Genomic DNA, 18,792 nt, shown 5'->3' with positions numbered 1-18,792 from the left:
GTTAGCGAGCGGTTTGCTCGATCAGCCCACGTACACGGCGGGCCAGGCTGTCCACTGAAAACGGCTTGGTCAGCACGTGCATGCCCTGGTGGGCAGGGCCGTTTTCAAACACGCTGGACTCTGCATAGCCGGTAATGAACAACACTTTCAGGTCAGGGCGCTGTACCCGCGCAGCATCGGCCATCTGGCGCCCGTTCATGCCGCCTGGCAATCCTACATCGGTGATCAACAGGTCGATCTTTGCAGCAGAGTTGAGAATCTGCAGGCCAGCGCGCCCGTCTGCCGCCTCAATGGCGTGGTAGCCCAAGTCCTCGAGCACCTCACTCACCATGATTCGCACGGTGGGCTCGTCATCCACGATCAAAACGCTTTCACCCACCTGCGCCCGCGGCAGCGCCGACTGAGGCGTGACCAGGGCCTCCTGTACTTCACCTAAGTGCCGTGGCAGGTAAAGGGTCACTACGCAGCCACTGCCCGGCTCTGTGTGAATACGCGCCTGGCCGCCGGACTGGCGGATAAAGCCATAAATCATTGACAGGCCCAGGCCTGTGCCCATGCCAATGGGCTTGGTGGTAAAGAACGGTTCGAAGGCTTTGGCCGCCACGTCTGGCGCCATGCCAGTGCCGGTGTCGGAGACTGCCAATGCCACATATTCACCCGCCGCCAGGTCAAACGTCTGCGCACCGCGTTCGTCGATACCACGGTTGCGGCTGCTAATGGTCAACGTGCCGCCGTCCGGCATGGCATCTCGGGCATTGATGCACAGGTTCAGCAGGGCATTTTCCAATTGGTGTGGGTCGATCAACACACTCCACAAGTCAGGGTTCAAATCGCTAATGATGGACACAGAGGGCCCCATGGTGCGCGATATGAGCTCTTCCATGCCTCGGATCAGGCGGTTGACGTGGGTGGCCTTGGGCGCCAGGGTCTGCCGGCGGGAAAACGCCAGCAGGCGATGGGTGAGGGCGGCAGCCCTTCGTGAGGCGCCCTGGGCGGCGTTGATGTAGCGATCCAGATCCTGAGTGCGCCCCTGCTTAATTCGGCCTTGCAACAATTCGAGGCTGCCGGAAATGCCGGTGAGCAGGTTGTTGAAGTCGTGGGCGATGCCGCCTGTAAGCTGCCCCACGGCTTCCATTTTCTGGGATTGACGCAGCTGCTCTTCAGAGCGGAGCAGCTCATGGGTGCGCTCGGCTACCAACTGTTCGAGGCGGGCATTGAGTTGTTGAAGCTGGTGCTCAGCACGGTGGCGCTCGATGGCCGTGCGTGTGCGCTCCCCCAACTCACGGGTGAACTCGATGTCCTCCTGGCCCCAGCCCCGAGGGTGGCGGCAGGCCGTGAACATCATTGCCACCAGCCGTTCGCCTTCCATCAGCGGCACATTCAGGAACGACCGTACACCCAGTTGGTGAAACCGTTCCTGCCCCGTGATTCGGGTGTCCGTCTCCACGTCATTGACGGCGATCACCTCGCCCTTGAGCAGGTCGGCCATATACGTGCCGAGGATGCTGACATTGTGAGCGCCCACCAGGGAACTGCGACCATCGCTGGACCAGTCACGCTGCACATCCACGGTGCCAGGCTCTGCACCCACCAATGAGTACCCTGCGCGGTCCGATTCCAGCACATTGCCGAGGATTTCTGCCGCTGTGCCTGCAATGTCGTCCGGGCTGTCCATGGTGCGCAGGCGGTCACTGAGGTGGAGCAGCCCTTCCCGACGCTGTGCCGCACGCCTTATCTCGCTCACATCTTGGAAGATGACCATGAAACGGTCGCCTGGGAGTGGGTGCAGGCGGCCTTCATACCAGCGTCGAACGTCGTTAAGCGGGCGGATGAAAGGGCAGGACTGCCCCGTTTCGGTCACACGCGCCGCGTCGGCGATCCAACCGGGCGCCAGGTTGGGAAACAACTCACGAAGTGTACGCGCCCGTACTGTCTCTGCAGGGCGATCAAGCAATTGGCAGCATGCCGGGTTTACGTCCAGAAAGTGCCAATCCACGGCTTGACCGGCAACGTCCCGAACCACCTCAGCCAGTGCGAAGGCTTCATCGAAATGCTCGAACAGCCCGCGCCAGTGGCGTTCGCTTTGCTCAAGCGCCTGCTCGGCAAGCCGCCGTTTGGAAATATCACTGAACAGTACCGACACGCGGTGAAGTTCGGGTGCACCGATGCGCGCGGCTTGTACCATGAAGTGCCGCCCCAGGGCGCGCGCTTCGTTTTCAAACTGAACCGGTTCCCCCGTCAAGGCTACCTTGCCATAAGCCTCGAAAAAGTGTGCATCGTGATCAGGGACCAGGTCGCGCATCCATTGGCCTTCAGGGTTGTGAAGGCCAGTGTGCTTTTCAAATGAACGGTTCACGCTGAGGAAGCGGTAATTATCGGCCACGCCCTGGCTATCGAAATGCACTTCGATAATGCAAAAGCCGATTTCGCTGGCATCGAATACGTCGCCTTTAAGGCTGTCCAGCTCCGCACGAAGCGTTGCATTCTCTGCCAGAAGCTGGTCTCGGGTGCCCTGCGCCGCGCGAACGTCCATGTATGCTCAATGACTGCTATGTAAAGGGATCTGCTCCCTGGAGTCGGTAGGGCCACTGTCCAGGCCCACCATTTCGTCGTAGACGGCAGGCTGCACAAGGTACAGCGGCACAGTGTCCGGCACATCTACCAACAATTTGCGTGCTTGATCCACAGAGGCAACATGCAGGGTGTCACCGTCGGCATTGAGTACACGTTCCGAGGTGCCACCCACTGTGGCATGAAGCGTATACGAACCGCCTTCCACAGAGACCAGCCTGAGCTCTTCCACTTGGCCTGCTTTCACGCTGCCAGCCACTTCATTAACCTTCATGCTGTTCTCTCCAATATCCAATAGTAGGTACTGTCTATTCGAGAGGGGCACCGCTTGTGAGTTCAGTGGCCATCACACGGTAATCCGCCACTATTGTGCAGGCACGGAGACGCTACCGCTAGTACCCGCTGCCGCACCAGGTAGCATTAGGGCACAACCCCCAGCGCATGGGGGCTAGGCGGGCGTTAGTAGTACCGGTCAATGACATGGATGCCAGAGCCGGATGTGCGGGTTTGCCAAGCTTGCGTCAACGTATTGAGTACCTGGCTTACAAAGTGGCGATCTGCGGCAGCTTTCTTCCCAACATACCCAAGCCCACGCCGATAGGTCCGCAGCCTGGCGCACATGGCCGGGCGCTGCTGTTCGAACTGCGTTTCTTCACTCAAAGGCCCTAAGGCTTCTACGTGCACGTTGCCAGCTTCACACACCCAGAGGATATGGCTGTCGTTACGGTCCTTGCGTACGGCCAGCAGTTGGGCCAATTGGTCAACAGTCGGCTGGTTGTTCAAATTCATGATGAAACTCCTTCTCGACAAGAGGCTTGGAAGCGCTTCAACGGGTCATGTAGTGGGGCGCGATCTACACTACACAGCAATTTTTGGCATGCAAAACCGTTACCGCGCCAATACGCAGGCAACAAACAGGGTGGGTGGGGGTGTATAGCTTGCCAGGCTTGGCCATTGTCACTGACTAAGCGCCGTCAAACGGCTTTATGAGCCATTACCTAAACACGTGCCGGGATACGTGACCGACAAATCGCCGTTACTACACAGGCTTTTGGCCTATGAGATGGCTGCATCATGCTCAAGGGTTTCAAGCCCGTCAACCATTATGTAGTGTTAATTTACAAGCACTACATATTGTCCGACAATCTCTGTTCTGCATGCCTTGAGGTTGCCACTTGCATAGGCAGGAGCCGTTATTTGCGGGATGATAGCCACCCTCAGGGAGGCCCCAATGGCACACAAGCTCAAACGCTATGAACACCTCGCCGAACAGATCGCCGACATGATTCGGGCAGGGGTGCTGGCCGTCAATGAACGGGTGCCTTCCGTACGGCAGGCCAGCGAACGCTACGGCGTAAGCCCGGCAACCGTCTTTCGCGCCTATTACCTGCTTGAAGACCGCGGGTTGATCCAGGCACGGGAGCGCTCTGGTTATTATGTACGCCCGCAGGGGCGGCCACGCCTGGCAGAAACAGCTCAGCCTCACCTGCCTTCGGCGGCTACCGACGTAGGCGTCAGCGAGCTGGTATTTTCGGTGCTGGGCTCCCTGCGGGACCCTGCCACGGTGCCGTTCGGTTCTGCCTTCCCAGGCCCTGGCCTGTTTCCCCTCGGGCCCCTGGCACGGTCCATGGGCCGCGCAGTGCAACGGTTGTCGCCCCATGCCATCATTGCGGACATGACCGCCGGCAACCCGGACCTGGCCAGGCACATCCTGCAGCGCTACCGGCTGAGTGGGGCAACGCCTGCGGCGTCCGAGCTGGTCATCACCAATGGCGCCATGGAAGCGCTGAACCTGTGCCTTCAGGCTGTTACCCAGCCGGGTGACCTGGTCGCCATCGAGTCCCCAGCCTTTTATGCCTCGCTGCAGGTGCTGGAGCGCCTCAAGCTGCGCGCCGTGGAAATTCCCGTACGGCCAGGCGCCGGCATGGACCTGGACGCGCTCGCACACTCACTGGACTGCCTGCCTATAAAAGCGTGCTGGCTGATGAGCAATTTCCAGAACCCCATGGGCGCCACACTCGCAGAAGCGGACAAGGTGCGGCTGTGCGACCTGCTGGCCCGCCAGCAAGTGCCTCTGATCGAAGACGATGTGTATGCCGAGCTGTATTTCGGCTCCACACCACCACGGCCGGTCAAGAGTTTCGACCGCGAGGGATGGGTGATGCACTGCAGTTCGTTTTCAAAAAGCCTCGCGCCGGGTTACCGGGTAGGTTGGGCTGCGGCAGGGCGTTTTGCCGACAGTGTTACCCGGCTAAAGCTGATGACCACCTTGTCCCCTTCAGTGCCTGCACAGGCGGCGATCGCTGACTACCTTCAACATGGGGGATACGACCGTCACCTGCGCAAGTTACGGCACGCGCTGGAGGACCAGCAGCGCGCCATGCTAGATGCAGCTGCCCGGTACTTTCCCGCGCAAACCCGAGTCACCCAGCCAAACGGCGGGTATTTCCTGTGGTTCGAATTCCCTCGCCAGGTAAACGCCCTTGCGCTGTTCCACGATGCTTTCGCCCAAGGCATCAGCCTGGCGCCTGGGCCCATGTTTTCAGCCACTCAGGGCTTTGGTCATTGCATTCGCCTGAATTACGGCAACCCTTGGGACAGCCGCTGCGAGGCGGCGATGGAAGCCCTAGGCAAACTGCTCGCGCAACAGGTGGCGGCGCTGCAGTGAGGGCTGGCCATGTTCTTTCGTTGCACATGTCACAAAAGCTTACGATGGGCCTGGCGGGTTCATGGCGCCTGTGCCAGCGTACGCCATCGGGGAGGCCGTGCAATGCACTCCATACCACGCTCGCTATCATTACAGTAGGGTTAACTTGATGTCTGACCTTGAGCTTGAATCCAACGCTGCCCCCGCACGCCAGCCCAGTGAGGCGTATAGCCTGCTGGATACGTTCCGCCATGCCTACGACCGAGGGGTCGGTACTACTGACGGGCACCCTTCCTATACGGTGGACCAGGCGGGCGCCCAGATCGACCGGTACGGCTATCAATTCCGTGACAAAGACGGCGATGGCGCTGTGGTGCTGAGCTATAGCTTCACCGAGGTGCGCCCAGCCGATTTCGATAGCAGCCGCGGTGACTTTATCGCCTTCAATGACCAGCAGCGTGCCCAGACCAAACTGGCGCTGCAGGCCTGGGCCGATGTCGCTAATGTGAAGTTCACCCAGGCCCTGACTGGCGGCGACGGGCACCTGTCCCTGGCCAGCTATTCCACGTCTGCCAGTGAAGCGGCCTACGCCTTTTACCCCAATGGCACTAGCCGGGAAGGGCAGTCCTGGTACTGGGTAAGCGACAGCTATCAGGACAATGCCAACGCAGCGACCAACAACTATGGCGGGCAGACGCTGCTGCACGAAATCGGCCATACCCTAGGGCTGGGCCACCCAGGTGATTACAACGCCTGGGACGGCGTACTTAGCTATGGTGATGATGCACCCTACGCGCAAGACTCACGGGGCTATTCGGTGATGAGCTACTGGGACGAGTTCAACACCCATCAAGACTTCCACAACGCCTACGCCTCCGCGCCACTGATGGATGACATTGCCGCTATCCAGCAGCTGTACGGCGCCAACCTGCAAACGCGGTCCGGTGGCACCGTTTATGGGTTCAACGCCAACAGCAACCGTGCCGAAACCATGGCCACTACGGATCATGACACGCTGATTTTCTCGGTATGGGACACCGGCGGTATCGACACCCTGGATTTCTCTGGCTACAGCATGGACCAGCGTATCAACCTGCAAGCCACCAGCTTCTCGGACGTGGGCGGGCTGATAGGCAATGTGTCCATCGCTCAGGGTGTGATAATCGAGAAGGCCTTTGGTGGGGCGGGTAATGACTACCTGATCGGAAACGACGCTGCCAATGAACTCAAAGGCAATGAGGGCAATGACCTGATCGCCGGAGCCGGAGGCGCCGATAAGCTGTGGGGCGGGGCGGGCGCCGATACGTTCGTCTACACGGCGAGGGAGGATTCGGCCAAAGGCGGTTCAGACAGGCTGATGGATTTCACGACTGGAGAGGACCGCATTGACCTGTCCGCCTTGGCAGGAGATGGCGGGCAGGCCATTCACTTCGCCGCGACGCTAGACGGTACAGCTGGCGCCGCGGTGCTCAAAGACACCGGCTACGGTACACGTTTGGCGGTGGACTTCGATGGCGACCACGGTGCCGACTTCGTCATTCGGATATTGGGCGAGGCTCATGTCACCGATGTGGTGGTGTAATAAGCTCAGGGCCTGTGCGTTGGGCGTGGCCTGCTGGGCAATCAGCGCCACGGCCCCGTGCACAGCTAGCAGCTTGGCACCTGTGCCCGTGCCAGCGCTGGCAGGCACGTGGCAACTGTTCGAAGCGCACACCCCACAGCAGCCCTGTACCCTGACGCTGGTAAGCGACGGCAAGGTTAGGGGTACAGGCTGCGAAGCCGTATGGCTAGGTGAGGCCGTGACGGCCTGGGCCAGCAAGCCCGACGGTGTCGCGTTTGCCAGCGGGGCTAAACGAACCCTGTTGTTGCTTACCCCGGTGGGTAAGGGCCGCTATGGCGGGAACACCCGGCAGGGTGTCCCCCTATGGCTTGAAAAGGTACCGTAGAACTGCGCTAGCCGTTGCCTTAACTTAGTTCGCGGGCAAACCGGTCCACCGCATTCACAACCTGCCGTGCCCCCTCCTGAATGTCCACAATCACAGCGCCCGCCTGGTTGGCCAATGCCAGGCCTTGCTGGGCCTGTTCACTGCTCAGGCTGATGTCGCGCACGGCATCGTCCACCAGTTTTTGGTTCTGCTGCACAACAGTGACAATTTCCTCGGTCGCAGTGCTGGTACGGCCTGCCAACTGCCGCACTTCATCAGCAACCACCGCAAAGCCCCGCCCTTGATCGCCAGCACGTGCCGCTTCAATGGCAGCATTGAGCGCCAACAGGTTGGTCTGTGCAGCGATGCTGCCAATGGTTTGCACGATCGTGGTAATGGCGACCGATTGCTTGCCGATGGCCTCGATGACGTTGGCCGCCGATTGCATGTCATTGGAAATGCGCTCCATGGTACCCACGGTCTCGCTCACCACAGACGCGCCACGCTGGGCGGTCGCATCGGTTTGCTGGGAGATGTCATAGGCCACGGTGGCGGCTTCCCGCACCTCGGCCTCACGGCGCACCTGGTCGGTCACGACGCTGGCGAATTTCACGACCTTGCAGAGTTTGTCCTGGGTGTCGTACACAGGGTTATAGGTCGCTTCGAGCCATACCTCGTTACCGCGGCTGTCCACGCGTCGAAAACGGCCGGCCATGAACTGCCCTCTATTGAGCTGAGCCCAGAACGCCTGGTAGTCGGGCGAGCTGGTTTCTTCGCTCATGCAGAACATACGGTGGTGCTTGCCTCGCAGCTGTTCCAGGGTATAACCCATGGTTTGCAAGAACCGGTCGTTGGCGTTTACCACGGTGCCATCCACATTGAATTCGATCACCGCCGTGGACCGTAGCAGCGCGTCTATAAAGGCCGCGTTCTGCTTGGCGACTTCCAATTCCTTGCTGACGTCATAGGCGTACCCCTGAATGTGAGACAGGCTGGCGTCCAGGTTGCGTATGGGTTGCCACTGGAAGCGCAGCCAGGCCAGGGTGCCATCGGCGCGCAAGTAGCGATAATCGTCAGCCACCGTTTCAAAGTTGGCAATGGCCGTGCGGAATCGGCGGTAGCAAGGCAGCTCCAGCACATACCGAGGGATGATCTCCATCATCGGGCGGCCCTGAAGCTGCTCGGCCCGGTAGCCGACAGTACTGAGAAAGCGGTCGTTAAACGCTGTGAAATTGAAATCGGCGTCCAGGGTCACGGCAATCATGCTCGAACGCATGCTCTCCTGAAGCTGGCGTAGCTGGTGCAGCTCAGCAGCCTGTGCAGCCAGCTGCTGTTTGAGGTGTGTATTGAACATGGCATGAACTCCTGTGCTTGCCATCGTATCGACACGCACAGGAGGTTCTTTAGGCCTGGGATCCACCTCACGTCGGGTTGAACGTGGCGTCCCGCGTATTCACATAAAGGGCGTACAAGGAGTGAGAGCTGGTCATGAAGAGTCGGTTACCTGCAGTGCCGCCAAAGCACAGGTTGGGGCAGCGTTCAGGCAGGTGGATATGGCCAATAGCCTTGCCTTGGGCGTTGAACACCCGCACCCCATCCAGCATCTCCGGCTTGGCTTCCCGCGCCCCGTTGCTGCCCCAGCCGCACCATAGGTTCCCGTCCTCATCACAGCGCATGCCGTCCAATGCACCGTACTCCAAGGCCTCAATGTGTTTGCGACGTTCGCCTAGGGTGCCGTCGGCATTGACCGCATACGCCCATATCAGCCGGTTGGGCTTGGCTCGCCCCTCGACTACGTACAGCGTGCGCTCGTCTGGCGAAAAGCACAGGCCATTGGGGCCTGCAAAGTTGTCGATCACCCGTGTGACCTTGAGGGTTTGCCCATCGATGCGATACACCGCGTCTGGCAGCTCTGGCGTGATCTTGTGACCCTCATAGTTGTTGCCGGTCTGGAAGGGCGGGTCGGTGAACCAGATCGAACCATCTCGTTTGACGACGACGTCATTAGGTGAATTGAAGCGCTTTCCCTCGAACTGGTCCGCCAGCACGGTAATGCGGCCGTCGTACTCCGTGCGAGTAACGCGGCGGCCTTCGGTGGAGGTGGTCGATCCTTCACAGACGATCAGCCGGCCCTGTCGGTCTCGGGCCAGGCCATTGGAGAAATTGGAGTTGTAACGGTACACGCCCAGGGAGTCGCTGATCTCGTCCCACCGCATGATGCGGTTGTTTGGCACATCGCTGAACAGCAGGTAACGACCGTCGCCGGACCATACCGGGCCCTCTGGCCAATGAAGGCCTGTGGCAAGGCGCTCTACACCGGCATTGAACACGCGGTAGCTCATGAAGCTGTCGTCGAGTACTTCGATCAACGGATCGGGGTAGCGTTGGCTGATCGCCTCAGCGGCGGTGCTGGCCCGTGACAAGGCGGCAGCGCCTACTGCAGTGGCGGCGGCCAGCGTGGCGGACTGCTTCAAAAAAGAACGGCGTGAACCTGCCAGCACCGTGCCCGACGGCACGTCGTTTTTACCCATCTTTGTTCTCCAGCTATTGTTTTTAGGGTGTAGCCGAACCTTAGCATGTCAGTTATAGGATGTCTCATAACATGAAAAGAGCAGACAGCTTTATGATGTGAAACCGGCGCCTGTCGTTAAAACGATTCAAGCCTCGGGGAAGAAGGTCGACATAGAGGTCATACAACACTGACAACAATCTGCCCCCTTGAGGCCCTCATGTCGCTACGTAACTTGAACATTGCTCCCCGCGCTGCGCTCGGGTTCAGCCTTATTGCGCTGATGGTGGCCCTGCTCGGGGTGTTTTCGCTGGCCCGAATGTCGGGCATTCGCGAAAGGGCCGTGGCGATTGAAACCAACTGGGTTCCCAGCCTGCGTATCGTGGACACTATCCGGGAGAACATGCTGCGTGTGCGCACCATTTCGCTGCGGGTGGCACTGGACCCTGACCCTACAAGTATCGACACCTACGTCAGCCAATACGAGGCCCGCAATAAGGCGTTGATGCAGAACATCGCCGACTACGAAAGCTATGTGGATACGCCCGAAGAACGGGCGCTGTATGACAAGTTCAAGGCTGATTTCTCCGCCTACCAACGCGGTATGGCAGACTCCTTTGCATTGGCACGCCGCGGTGACCGCGAGGCATTGAACCAGCTACTGCTAGTCACTATGAAGCCGGTGGTCGATGGTACCGGTGCTCAATTGGCCGCGTTAGGCGACGTTTATGGCAAGGGCATAGAGCGTGAGGGGGAAGCCTCCGCAGTTGAGTACCGTCAGTCTCGATGGGTGGTGGCGCTGGTGATTGCGGCTGCAGCCCTAATCACGGTAGTGCTGGCCTGGTGGCTGACCCGCAGCATCGTTCTGCCACTGAGGCTGGCGGTACAGGCGGCGCAGCAAGTGGCCGAAGGCGACCTTACCGGCCGTATCGATGTACAGGGGCGCGACGAGGTCAGCCAATTGCAGGGTTCTCTGGTTCAGATGCAACAACGTTTGCGCGACACACTTGGTGAGATCTCGACCTCCTCGACTCACCTGACCACTGCCGCGCAGGCTTTGAACACTATCACCGAAGACGCAGAGCGAGGCTTGCAGCAGCAGAACAACGAAATCGAACAAGCCGCCACAGCCGTCAATGAAATGAGCGCAGCCGTAGATGAAGTGGCACGTAACGCGGTGTCCACGTCTGAAGCCTCCAAGGCCTCTAACCAGGCGGCGCAGCTGGGTCAGGACCGGGTATCGCACAGCATCACAGCTATTGAGGACCTGTCGGGCGATGTAGAGGCTACATCGGGTGTGGTGCAACGCTTGGCGGACCAGTCCCAAGAGATCGGCAAGGTACTGGACGTGATTCGCGCCATTGCTGAACAGACTAACTTGCTAGCCCTTAACGCCGCTATTGAAGCGGCGCGGGCGGGTGAATCTGGACGCGGCTTTGCCGTGGTGGCCGATGAGGTCCGTGCGCTGGCGCATCGGACGCAGAATTCCACACAGGAAATCGAGCAGATGGTGTCTGGCATGCGCCAAGGCGCTAGCCAGGCGTTGGCCTCCATGACCGCCAGTACCACCCGGGCCCAAAGCACGCAGGCGCTGGCTCAGAGCGCAGGCCGCGCATTGGAAGACATCGCTAGCGGGATCGGCCAGATGTATGAACGTAACCTGGTGATTGCCAGTGCTGCCGAGGAGCAGGCGCAGGTGGCAAGAGAGGTCGATCGCAACCTGGTAAACATCCGCGACCTATCCGTACGGTCCGCCCAGGGTGCACACCAAACCAGCGCCTCCAGTCATGAACTGTCCCGGCTGGCCTCGAACCTGAACCAAATGGTAGGGCGGTTCAAGCTGTAAATATGAGCGCTTCCAGCACTTACGGCCTGGCTCACACTACGTGTAGGCAATGGCTTACATGACGGTACGGCAAATCGCTCTGGCCTGGAGACCTTTACCCCCTTAATCTACGCACATCCAAACGGCGCCACGGATAAGGCGCTGGGTATCATGGAAGATCGACCACAGGCCTTGGAGGCCGCCGACAGGACGTCGGATGGTCTGGAATAAAAAACCCGCTTCGGCGGGTTTTTTGTTGCCTACGCCATAGGGTACGCACCCGTTCAGGCCTCGCTACCTTCGTCTGTAACGGGTGCGGCGCTATCCTCCCCAGGCGCTTGCTGCGTAGAGAGCAGCCGCGTGGCTTGGCTACCCAGTAGCGAGCCCGCCTGAAAATACCCCATGACCGTACTGACGCTGCGATGCTCCGTCATGGCCATGACCTCACCTAGCGGCACACCCTGCCGGCCGGCCTCTGTGACAAACCCCGAGCGTAGGCTGTGGGCCGCCCAATCACCTTCCAAGCCGGCCAACTGGGCACGACGGCGAACGATACGCGCTACCTGATCACCTGACAGGCCTGCCGTGCTGACCTTGCCACCCTTGAGCACGCGCCGGAACAGCGGCCCGGATACCGCTGGCGCTGCTACAAGCCAAGCCGCCAAGGCGGACGCTGCGGGCCCCTGCAAGGGCTTTTCCCGCCGGCTGCCGCCTGTATTGGTTTTAGTGGCGCCCAAGGTATAGAGCCACGTATCAGCGTCAAGGCGGCGCACGTCGCCTATCTGCAGACCTACCACTTCAGAGCGCCGCCGACCGCCACCGCTCCACGCCAGCAGTAGCAAGGCCCTGTCACGCAAGCCGCGCACACCATCGGTACAAGTGGCGAGAAGGGCTTGCAAGGGTTCAGCCACCATCGCTGTTTTCTTGCGAACGGCAAGGCCTTCACGCGCCTGTGCTTTACGGGCCTCCCTGAGCAAGGTTTTAAGTGCGGCTGCGTCGGTGGGGCTTTCCCAGCCGTGAAGGCGGTGCCATTTGCCCATCACGGCCAGCCGGTGGCTGACCGTGTTGTAGGCCAGGGGCCCGGGCTTGGTTTTAACCCCCGCAGCGACCAAGGCTGCGTCGACATCTGGCGGTAGGAGATGAGCCCACGCCCCATCGCCTAAAGGGCGCGCGAGGTGATCCAGCACAAACTGCACTGTGACCGCAGCAGACAGTGGATCGCTTTCAAGGCCGCGACCATACCGGAGCTTTAACCAAACTGCCCAATAGGCCAGCGCGCTGCGGTAGCTGCGTACGGTGTTGGCCGCCGTGCCTGCTGCGATGAAGGCCTGGGCTGCCGCTGAGGCTTCTTGGGCCAATACGTCTGCCATAAGCACAGGGCTAGAAAGCAAAGACGGCTTAAGTGTATTATTCATTACGTTCAACGTATTTTAATTTAATATATGTGCGGTTTAGGTCGGATAACATTCTATTATCAGACCCAATATAGCTTAGGGGGGTTGTTCATGGCGACAGGTGTACCAGAGGAGGAGGTATTTGCTGCGGCAGATGCGGTGTTGAGCCGTGGCGAACGGCCGACAGTGGAGCGGGTACGCCTGGAGCTGGGGAGAGGGAGCCCGGCGCGCGTGGGCGCGCTGCTGGACCAGTGGTGGGAACAGTTGGCCACGCGCTTGCGGGGTGAAACGCGCTTGCCTGAACTGCCCACTGAAGTGGCGCAGGCATGCCTGGCCCTGTGGCGCCAAGCCACAACGCTGGCTCAGGCGGTGGTAGAGCACTCCATCTCGGAGCAGCGCCAAGTATTGGCGCACGCGCGCGAACAGGTCGCTCAGCAGGAAACGCAGGCTCGCCTCGCAGTCGCCCAAGCGCGACAACAAGCCGAAGAAGCCATCACAGCACGCCAAGGCATCGAGACACGGTTGGCGGACCTGACCCAACTGCTGGACCAGCGCCTTGCTCAGATAGACGACTTGCACGAACAGCGGGAGGCGTTGCAAGCCTCGCACGAAGGCCTGCAGGCACAGGTTCACAGCCTGCAAGATCAGCTGCAGCAAGCGCAGGCCCAGGCAGAGCAGGCCCGCGTGGCCCAGGAAACCTACGTTCGAGGTGTCGAGGACCGGGCCTATCGTGAAGTTGACCGGGCTCGTGAAGACAACAAGGCGCTGCAAGCGGAGCGCAGAGAACTCCAGAAGCAGTTGGAGACCCTTCAACGTCGGCTTGAGCATGCCCGTACCGCCTTGAGCGAGGCCTCGCAACAGGCCGCCTCGGATCAGGCACGGGCGCAATTGACGGCGGAGCAAGCCCAGCAACAGCGCCAGGCCTTGGAAGCGCAGCTGTCCGTGCTGCAACAGGCACTGGAAGCCGCGCGTGACAGCGCGGTTTCGCAGCAAGCCCGCGCAGAAACACTGGCTCAGCAGCTCGCGCAACTTCAGGCCGCGCCCCTTCGCAAGCCCCGTGTCAAAAAGAACCCGACCGCCCAATAAAGAAAGCAAGGCGTTCGCAGCAGTGAAAAAGTCGAGCTAAGCACTCGTGCCACTATGTAATCATAGTGCCCTTAGTGCACTCACCAGAGAGGACCCGGATGGCACGCGTTGGAATCAGCAAGCTGGTCGTGGAAAAGGCACGCAACGCCTTGAAGGCGCGGGGCCTGAACCCCAGCATCGACGCGATCCGCATTGAGCTGGGTAATACGGGCTCCAAGAGCACGATTCACCGCTACCTCAAAGAGCTTGATCAGGCAGAAGGCACCTTGGCCGAGGGCACGGGGTCGATCAGTGAAGAGCTGACGGCGCTGGTCAATAGCCTCGCCGCCCGGTTGCACGACGAAGCCCAGGCCCGCATCGATTCGGCGGAGGAGGCGTTCGACGAACATCGACATCGTTTGCACGCACAGGCCGCGGAGCAGGCCAACAGGGCAGAGGGTCTGCAAACGGCACTGGTTCAGAAAGACGAAGCGTTGGCATCGGCGCTGGGGCAATTGCAGGCTACCCAGGCCGAGCTGCACGCAAAGCAGGCCGATAATGCTGGGCTAACCCAGGCCTGCAAGGACCTGGAGGCGCGGCTCGCCGACAAACAACAGCACGCAGTGGCGCTGGAAGAGAAGCACGCCCAGGCGTTGCAAGCGCTGGAGGCCTACCGTGTGTCTAGCCAGGCACACTTTGCACAGGCCCAGCAGCAGCATGATACTCAGCTTCAAGGCCTTCACACCGAACTGCGCCAGGCCCAGCGCACCACGGTTGAACAACAGGGTGAACTGACACGCTTGAACCGCGATAATGAGCGCCTGCAGTCTGCATTGGCTCAGGCCGAACAACGTGGCGCGTCCCTGAGCGCGCAGAGCGAGCAACTCCAGGCACAGGTCACGCACCTGTCTACGGCCCATGGCCAGGCCCAGGGGGCGAGGGAGGTGCTGGCCAGCCAGCTCGCGGACGTGCAAGCAGCGTTACGTGCCGCCGAAGACCGCTTGCAGGCGCAGGCACGTGAATTGACCGAGGCCCACGTGAGGCAACACCTGGCCGAGCAGGCACTGCTTGAATCCAAGGCACAGGCCACGGCCGAGCTTGGCCAGGCCGCGCAAAAAAAAACCACCACCCCAAAGGGTAGTGGTTAAACGTTATCACCAAAGGACGAAGTGGAGACGCGCCGGGCCGGGCTGTTCAAGCGGCGGGGGATGCCTGACAGCCTGCGAGAGCTGTCGGCCCGGCAACATCATTCTTCGAGAAAGACAGTAGCACTGCATACGCGTATTGATGAATCAGAGGTATCGATAGCGATTATCAGCCTGATGCATGGGCTTGCCTTACCCCTGAACCCGCTACCGTGTCGAGAATGGGTGCGGGCTTTAACCGGTGATACATCGTTCAAAAAACAAGCGTGTTTGAGGCTTGGCCCTCTGCAACCCCTACGCGAACAAGCGCTAACTTTTGAACAAGCGCAACTTACCCGCCAGTACTTAGAATTGGTTACAGACCAGAACCATTTCAGAACTATCTGATACTCATAGCGGGGCCAACCCCCTACAGTGCTGGCCGGATCAAAGGCAGGCATTCAAACGGGGAAATATTCTCCTGGGTTCCCAAGGCTCAGTCTTCAAGCTAAGCTCTGAAAACGGAGCATTTCCGAGCCATGCCTTCCGGCAAACTCCCTCGCGGCGCGCCCTCAAGCGTGCCATGAATAGAAACTTTCGAGGCCTGGCTACATGAAAACTTGCCTGTCACATTGTTCGTTCGATTGCAGTTGCCTTAGTGCGCAGCCTGGCCACTTCGTTGATAAAGCAGGTGCTATGTGAGCAAGGAGGCCACACCTATTCGGGTCATGTTGCTCGATGACCACGAACTATTGCTGTTGGGCGTCAGCCATTCGTTGGCCAGGCAACGCGGGATCGAAGTAATCGGCGCTTACACCACTAGCCGGAACCTGCTTGAAGGGTTGCGGCAGACCGAAGCCGATATCGTTATCCTCGACTACTCCCTGGGCCCGGGAGAGGTGGATGGCATCAACCTCATCAAGGTAATTCGAAACCGGTACCCAGCTACCCGCATCATCGTACTGTCGTCCTTGCATACGCCGTCCACCGTTGCCTTGTGCCTGCGCTGCGGTGTGGCGGGCTTTGTAGGGAAGGACCTGAATGCGCGCACGCTGCTGACTGCGATCTTCACAGTGATGGAGGGCGAGCAATACCTGGACGAAGCCATGCGCCAGGCACTGCAGTGCACCACGGTTACCCTCCACCCTCTGCACGCCACGGAGGATGCAGATGAGCCTATTGCGGCGCTTGTGAGCACCGCTAGCCTGACCCACCGCGAGCGCGAAGTGCTGCGCTGCTGCCTGGATGGCCTTTCGGTTACCGACATCGGCCGCAAGTTCTCACGCAGCATAAAGACCATCAGCGCCCAGAAGCAGTCCGCTTACCGAAAGCTGGGGCTGCGCTCGGACAACGAGCTGTTCAAACTGCGCACCCAGCTGGAAGGCCGCTAGCATGAGCTGGCGTGCGGTCGCCTGCGCCGTTGCCGTGGCGTACGGGGCCATCGCCCAGGCAGGCGTGCTCACTCAAGGGGAGGAGGCATGGGTCCGTGCTCACCCTGTGGTGAGGTATGCCATCGACCCCTACTGGCCCATGGAGTATTACGACAGCAAGGGCAGGCACCAAGGCCTTACCCGCGAGTACATCGACCATATCGAGCGCACCACAGGCCTGGTGTTCGAAGCAGTACCGAGCCAAGACCTGCAGCACAGCCTCCAGATGATAGAGCAGGGCGACCTGCAGGCCGTTTCTGCCGTTTCGGTGCGGCTACTCGATGATGCCGTGCGTCAACGGCTGCTGTTCAGCGACCCTTACTTCGTAGGGGCTTCGGTGATCATTACCAAGGCAGCAAGCCCTATCGCTTACAGCCCTGCCAAGCTCAAAGGGCTGCGGGTGGCTGTGAAGGGCGGCGGTGGCTACGAGCGCTACCTGAGGCGCAACTACCCCAGCATCGAGTTGCTGCTGCTTAACGACCCTGAGGCAACACTGGCAGCGGTGGACGAAGGCCTGGCCGATGCTGCCATCGGGCTGGACCAAGTACTACGGCCGGTAATCAGGCGCAAATATCTCGATCAGTTGCACCTGTCCGGCATCATCGCAGACATGCCTGCCATTGTGGCCATGGGCGTTACACCCTCCGAGCCCATGCTTCGCGAGATCATCAATAAAGCGCTGGCTAGCCTAACGTCGCGGGAAACGGACCTGATGGAAGCCCGCTGGATTGCAGGCACAGACTTCGGCGCCCCTTCCTGGCCAAGCGTGTTTCACTATTACCGCTGGGAGTTGTTGGGCCTGACCGTCTGTGTGCTCCTGCTAGCGGCCTTTGCCCGGCAGGCGGTAATGGCCCGGCGTAGCGCCCAGCGCAGCGAAGGGGTCAAGGCGGCGTTCCTGGCCATGATGAGCCATGAAATTCGTACGCCTATGAATGCCATTCTGTCCTCTATCGAACTGCTCCAGCGCACGCCCCTTGGGACGCATCAGGAGCAGTTGGCGGCCATGGCTGGCAATTCGGCCGTGAACCTGCTGGAACTGCTGGACAACGTACTGGACCTTTCGCGCCTGGAGGCCAAGCGTGTGACGCTAGACGCCAGGCCTACGGACCTGTGGGCATTGGCTGAAACGGTTGCACAGGTGCACCGGGCAGGGGCCATGGCCAAAGGGGTCCTGTTGCAGCTGCACTGCGAAGGCCCGCCCCAGCCGGTGGTGCTCATAGATGCCGTGCGCCTGCGGCAAATCCTGAACAACCTGCTGTCCAACGCGGTGAAGTTCACTGCCCAAGGGCAGATTGACCTTTACCTTGACGTGCAGGCTGAGGTGCCGCTTCTCCGGCCGTCGACGTTGACGCTGAAGGTGTGTGATACCGGTGTCGGCATACCAACGGATAAGCAGAACCAATTGTTCCAACCCTTTGTGCAGGCAGACAGCTCTACCAGTCGCCGCTATGGGGGCAGCGGCTTGGGCCTAGCCATCTGCAGGGACCTGGCAGTACTCATGGGCGGCGACATCAGCCTGGCCAGCGTGCCAGGGCAGGGCACTCAGGTACAGGTGACGCTGCCGGTCGCGCCCGTGGACGCCGTGCCAGCGCCTAGCGAACCTGCACCCGCGCCTGCCCTGGGCACACTGCCGACACCGGATGCCTCCACAGTGCTGCTAGTGGAGGACCACCCTGTGAACCAACAGGCCATAGGGCTGCAACTTGAAGCACTGGGCTATCGCTACCAACTGGCTGAAGATGGGCCTGCGGCCCTGGCTGCGCTCACACTGCCTCATACGTTCGCAGCCGTATTGCTCGATTGCCAGCTGCCTGGCATGGATGGCTATGACGTTGCTAGGCATATCCGAGCCTTGGAGGCCCGGAACAACCGTGAGCGGCTACCGCTACTGGCCATTTCTGCCGCTAATGACGACCTTCACCGTAGCCGCGTGTTCGACAGCGATATGGATGGGAGCCTGAGCAAGCCCCTGAAACTGGCGGAATTACAAGCCTTGTTAGCGTTATGGGTGCCGCCGCCAGGCTTGCCGGACAAACCGGAGCCGCCACAGGCCTTACGCGCGCTGTTTCTGGACAGCACCCAGGCGGACTTGCTCGAACTCGAAGCGGCCATGGGCGAAGGCGATCGGCTACGGGCTGCCCAGCGCGCCCACCGCATCCGTGGCGCCGCGCTCATGGTAGGGGCCACTGAGCTGGCGGTACTGGCCGGCGAATGGGAGGACGCGACGCCTGATACCCCTCCGACCCCTGCGGACCTTGCCAGGCTGCGGGCGGCGTTAACGCGCTACGCTAACGCCTGACCT

Annotated in this window: 14 protein-coding genes and 1 pseudogene; 9 read left to right on the top strand and 6 right to left on the bottom strand. The window is 60.4% G+C overall.

Going from position 1 to position 18,792, the window contains the following annotated elements; all coding sequences use genetic code 11:
• Nucleotide 1: 1 nt before the first annotated feature.
• The 3 genes from HBH25_RS03020 to HBH25_RS03010 form a co-directional block, all read right to left on the bottom strand.
• Nucleotides 2-2,533 (bottom strand): response regulator, encoded by a 2,532-nt coding sequence (locus tag HBH25_RS03020; RefSeq protein WP_218585483.1) that lies wholly within the window; start codon nt 2,531-2,533, stop codon nt 2-4.
• A gap of 6 nt (nt 2,534-2,539) precedes the next feature.
• Entirely contained in the window at nt 2,540-2,845 is a 306-nt protein-coding gene (locus HBH25_RS03015) for a DUF6482 family protein (protein WP_168081323.1), read from the bottom strand.
• A gap of 185 nt (nt 2,846-3,030) precedes the next feature.
• The gene (locus HBH25_RS03010) at nt 3,031-3,360 is read right to left on the bottom strand and encodes a hypothetical protein (RefSeq protein WP_168081321.1); all 330 of its coding nucleotides are present in this window, start codon (nt 3,358-3,360) and stop codon (nt 3,031-3,033) included.
• 442 nt (nt 3,361-3,802) lie between these two features.
• Here HBH25_RS03010 and HBH25_RS03005 point away from each other — a divergent pair, with 442 nt between their 5' ends.
• From HBH25_RS03005 to HBH25_RS02995, 3 genes are all read left to right on the top strand, one after another.
• A complete protein-coding gene (locus tag HBH25_RS03005) occupies nt 3,803-5,239 on the top strand; it encodes an aminotransferase-like domain-containing protein (RefSeq protein ID WP_168081319.1) in 1,437 nt (478 codons plus the stop codon).
• 148 nt (nt 5,240-5,387) lie between these two features.
• Nucleotides 5,388-6,800 carry a serralysin family metalloprotease gene (locus HBH25_RS03000; RefSeq protein WP_168081317.1) on the top strand — a complete coding sequence of 471 codons (1,413 nt, stop codon included), beginning with the start codon at nt 5,388-5,390 and terminating at the stop codon, nt 6,798-6,800.
• Nucleotides 6,801-6,882: 82 nt separating this feature from the next.
• Nucleotides 6,883-7,164 (top strand): AprI/Inh family metalloprotease inhibitor, encoded by a 282-nt coding sequence (locus HBH25_RS02995; protein ID WP_324616853.1) that lies wholly within the window; start codon nt 6,883-6,885, stop codon nt 7,162-7,164.
• A 19-nt stretch (nt 7,165-7,183) separates the two neighbouring features.
• On the opposite strand, the gene HBH25_RS02990 is transcribed toward HBH25_RS02995, so the two are convergent.
• The gene (locus HBH25_RS02990; RefSeq protein WP_168081313.1) at nt 7,184-8,497 is read right to left on the bottom strand and encodes a methyl-accepting chemotaxis protein; all 1,314 of its coding nucleotides are present in this window, start codon (nt 8,495-8,497) and stop codon (nt 7,184-7,186) included.
• 67 nt (nt 8,498-8,564) lie between these two features.
• Complete coding sequence (locus HBH25_RS02985; RefSeq protein WP_168081311.1) at nt 8,565-9,674, bottom strand: SMP-30/gluconolactonase/LRE family protein; 1,110 nt, start codon at nt 9,672-9,674, stop codon at nt 8,565-8,567.
• A gap of 198 nt (nt 9,675-9,872) precedes the next feature.
• Between HBH25_RS02985 and HBH25_RS23665 the strand changes: the two are divergent.
• Both HBH25_RS23665 and HBH25_RS23660 read left to right on the top strand, forming a co-directional pair.
• Nucleotides 9,873-10,643, top strand: a pseudogene (locus HBH25_RS23665) (MCP four helix bundle domain-containing protein); the annotation flags it as partial.
• Nucleotides 10,635-11,498 carry a methyl-accepting chemotaxis protein gene (locus HBH25_RS23660; RefSeq protein ID WP_420708420.1) on the top strand — a complete coding sequence of 288 codons (864 nt, stop codon included), beginning with the start codon at nt 10,635-10,637 and terminating at the stop codon, nt 11,496-11,498. The pseudogene HBH25_RS23665 and the gene HBH25_RS23660, both read left to right, overlap by 9 nt.
• A gap of 263 nt (nt 11,499-11,761) precedes the next feature.
• On the opposite strand, the gene HBH25_RS02975 is transcribed toward HBH25_RS23660, so the two are convergent.
• The gene (locus HBH25_RS02975; RefSeq protein WP_178088802.1) at nt 11,762-12,892 is read right to left on the bottom strand and encodes a site-specific integrase; all 1,131 of its coding nucleotides are present in this window, start codon (nt 12,890-12,892) and stop codon (nt 11,762-11,764) included.
• Between the two features lie 90 nt (nt 12,893-12,982).
• Between HBH25_RS02975 and HBH25_RS02970 the strand changes: the two genes are divergently transcribed.
• The 4 genes from HBH25_RS02970 (at nt 12,983) to HBH25_RS02955 (ending at nt 18,789) form a co-directional block, all read left to right on the top strand.
• Nucleotides 12,983-13,957 (top strand): DNA-binding protein, encoded by a 975-nt coding sequence (locus tag HBH25_RS02970; RefSeq protein ID WP_168081307.1) that lies wholly within the window; start codon nt 12,983-12,985, stop codon nt 13,955-13,957.
• Between the two features lie 98 nt (nt 13,958-14,055).
• Nucleotides 14,056-15,084, top strand: a complete 1,029-nt coding sequence (locus HBH25_RS02965) for a DNA-binding protein (RefSeq protein WP_168081305.1) — start codon at nt 14,056-14,058, stop codon at nt 15,082-15,084.
• Between the two features lie 674 nt (nt 15,085-15,758).
• Nucleotides 15,759-16,451 carry a response regulator transcription factor gene (locus tag HBH25_RS02960; RefSeq protein ID WP_324616847.1) on the top strand — a complete coding sequence of 231 codons (693 nt, stop codon included), beginning with the start codon at nt 15,759-15,761 and terminating at the stop codon, nt 16,449-16,451.
• Nucleotide 16,452: 1 nt separating this feature from the next.
• Nucleotides 16,453-18,789 (top strand): ATP-binding protein, encoded by a 2,337-nt coding sequence (locus HBH25_RS02955; RefSeq protein WP_168081303.1) that lies wholly within the window; start codon nt 16,453-16,455, stop codon nt 18,787-18,789.
• Nucleotides 18,790-18,792: the final 3 nt, after the last annotated feature.

Source organism: Pseudomonas quercus (assembly GCF_012033695.1).
GTDB classification, from domain to species: Bacteria; Pseudomonadota; Gammaproteobacteria; order Pseudomonadales; family Pseudomonadaceae; genus Aquipseudomonas; species Aquipseudomonas quercus.
The sequence above is the reverse complement of the archived record's forward strand: the minus strand, read 5'-3'. Positions and strand labels throughout refer to the sequence as shown.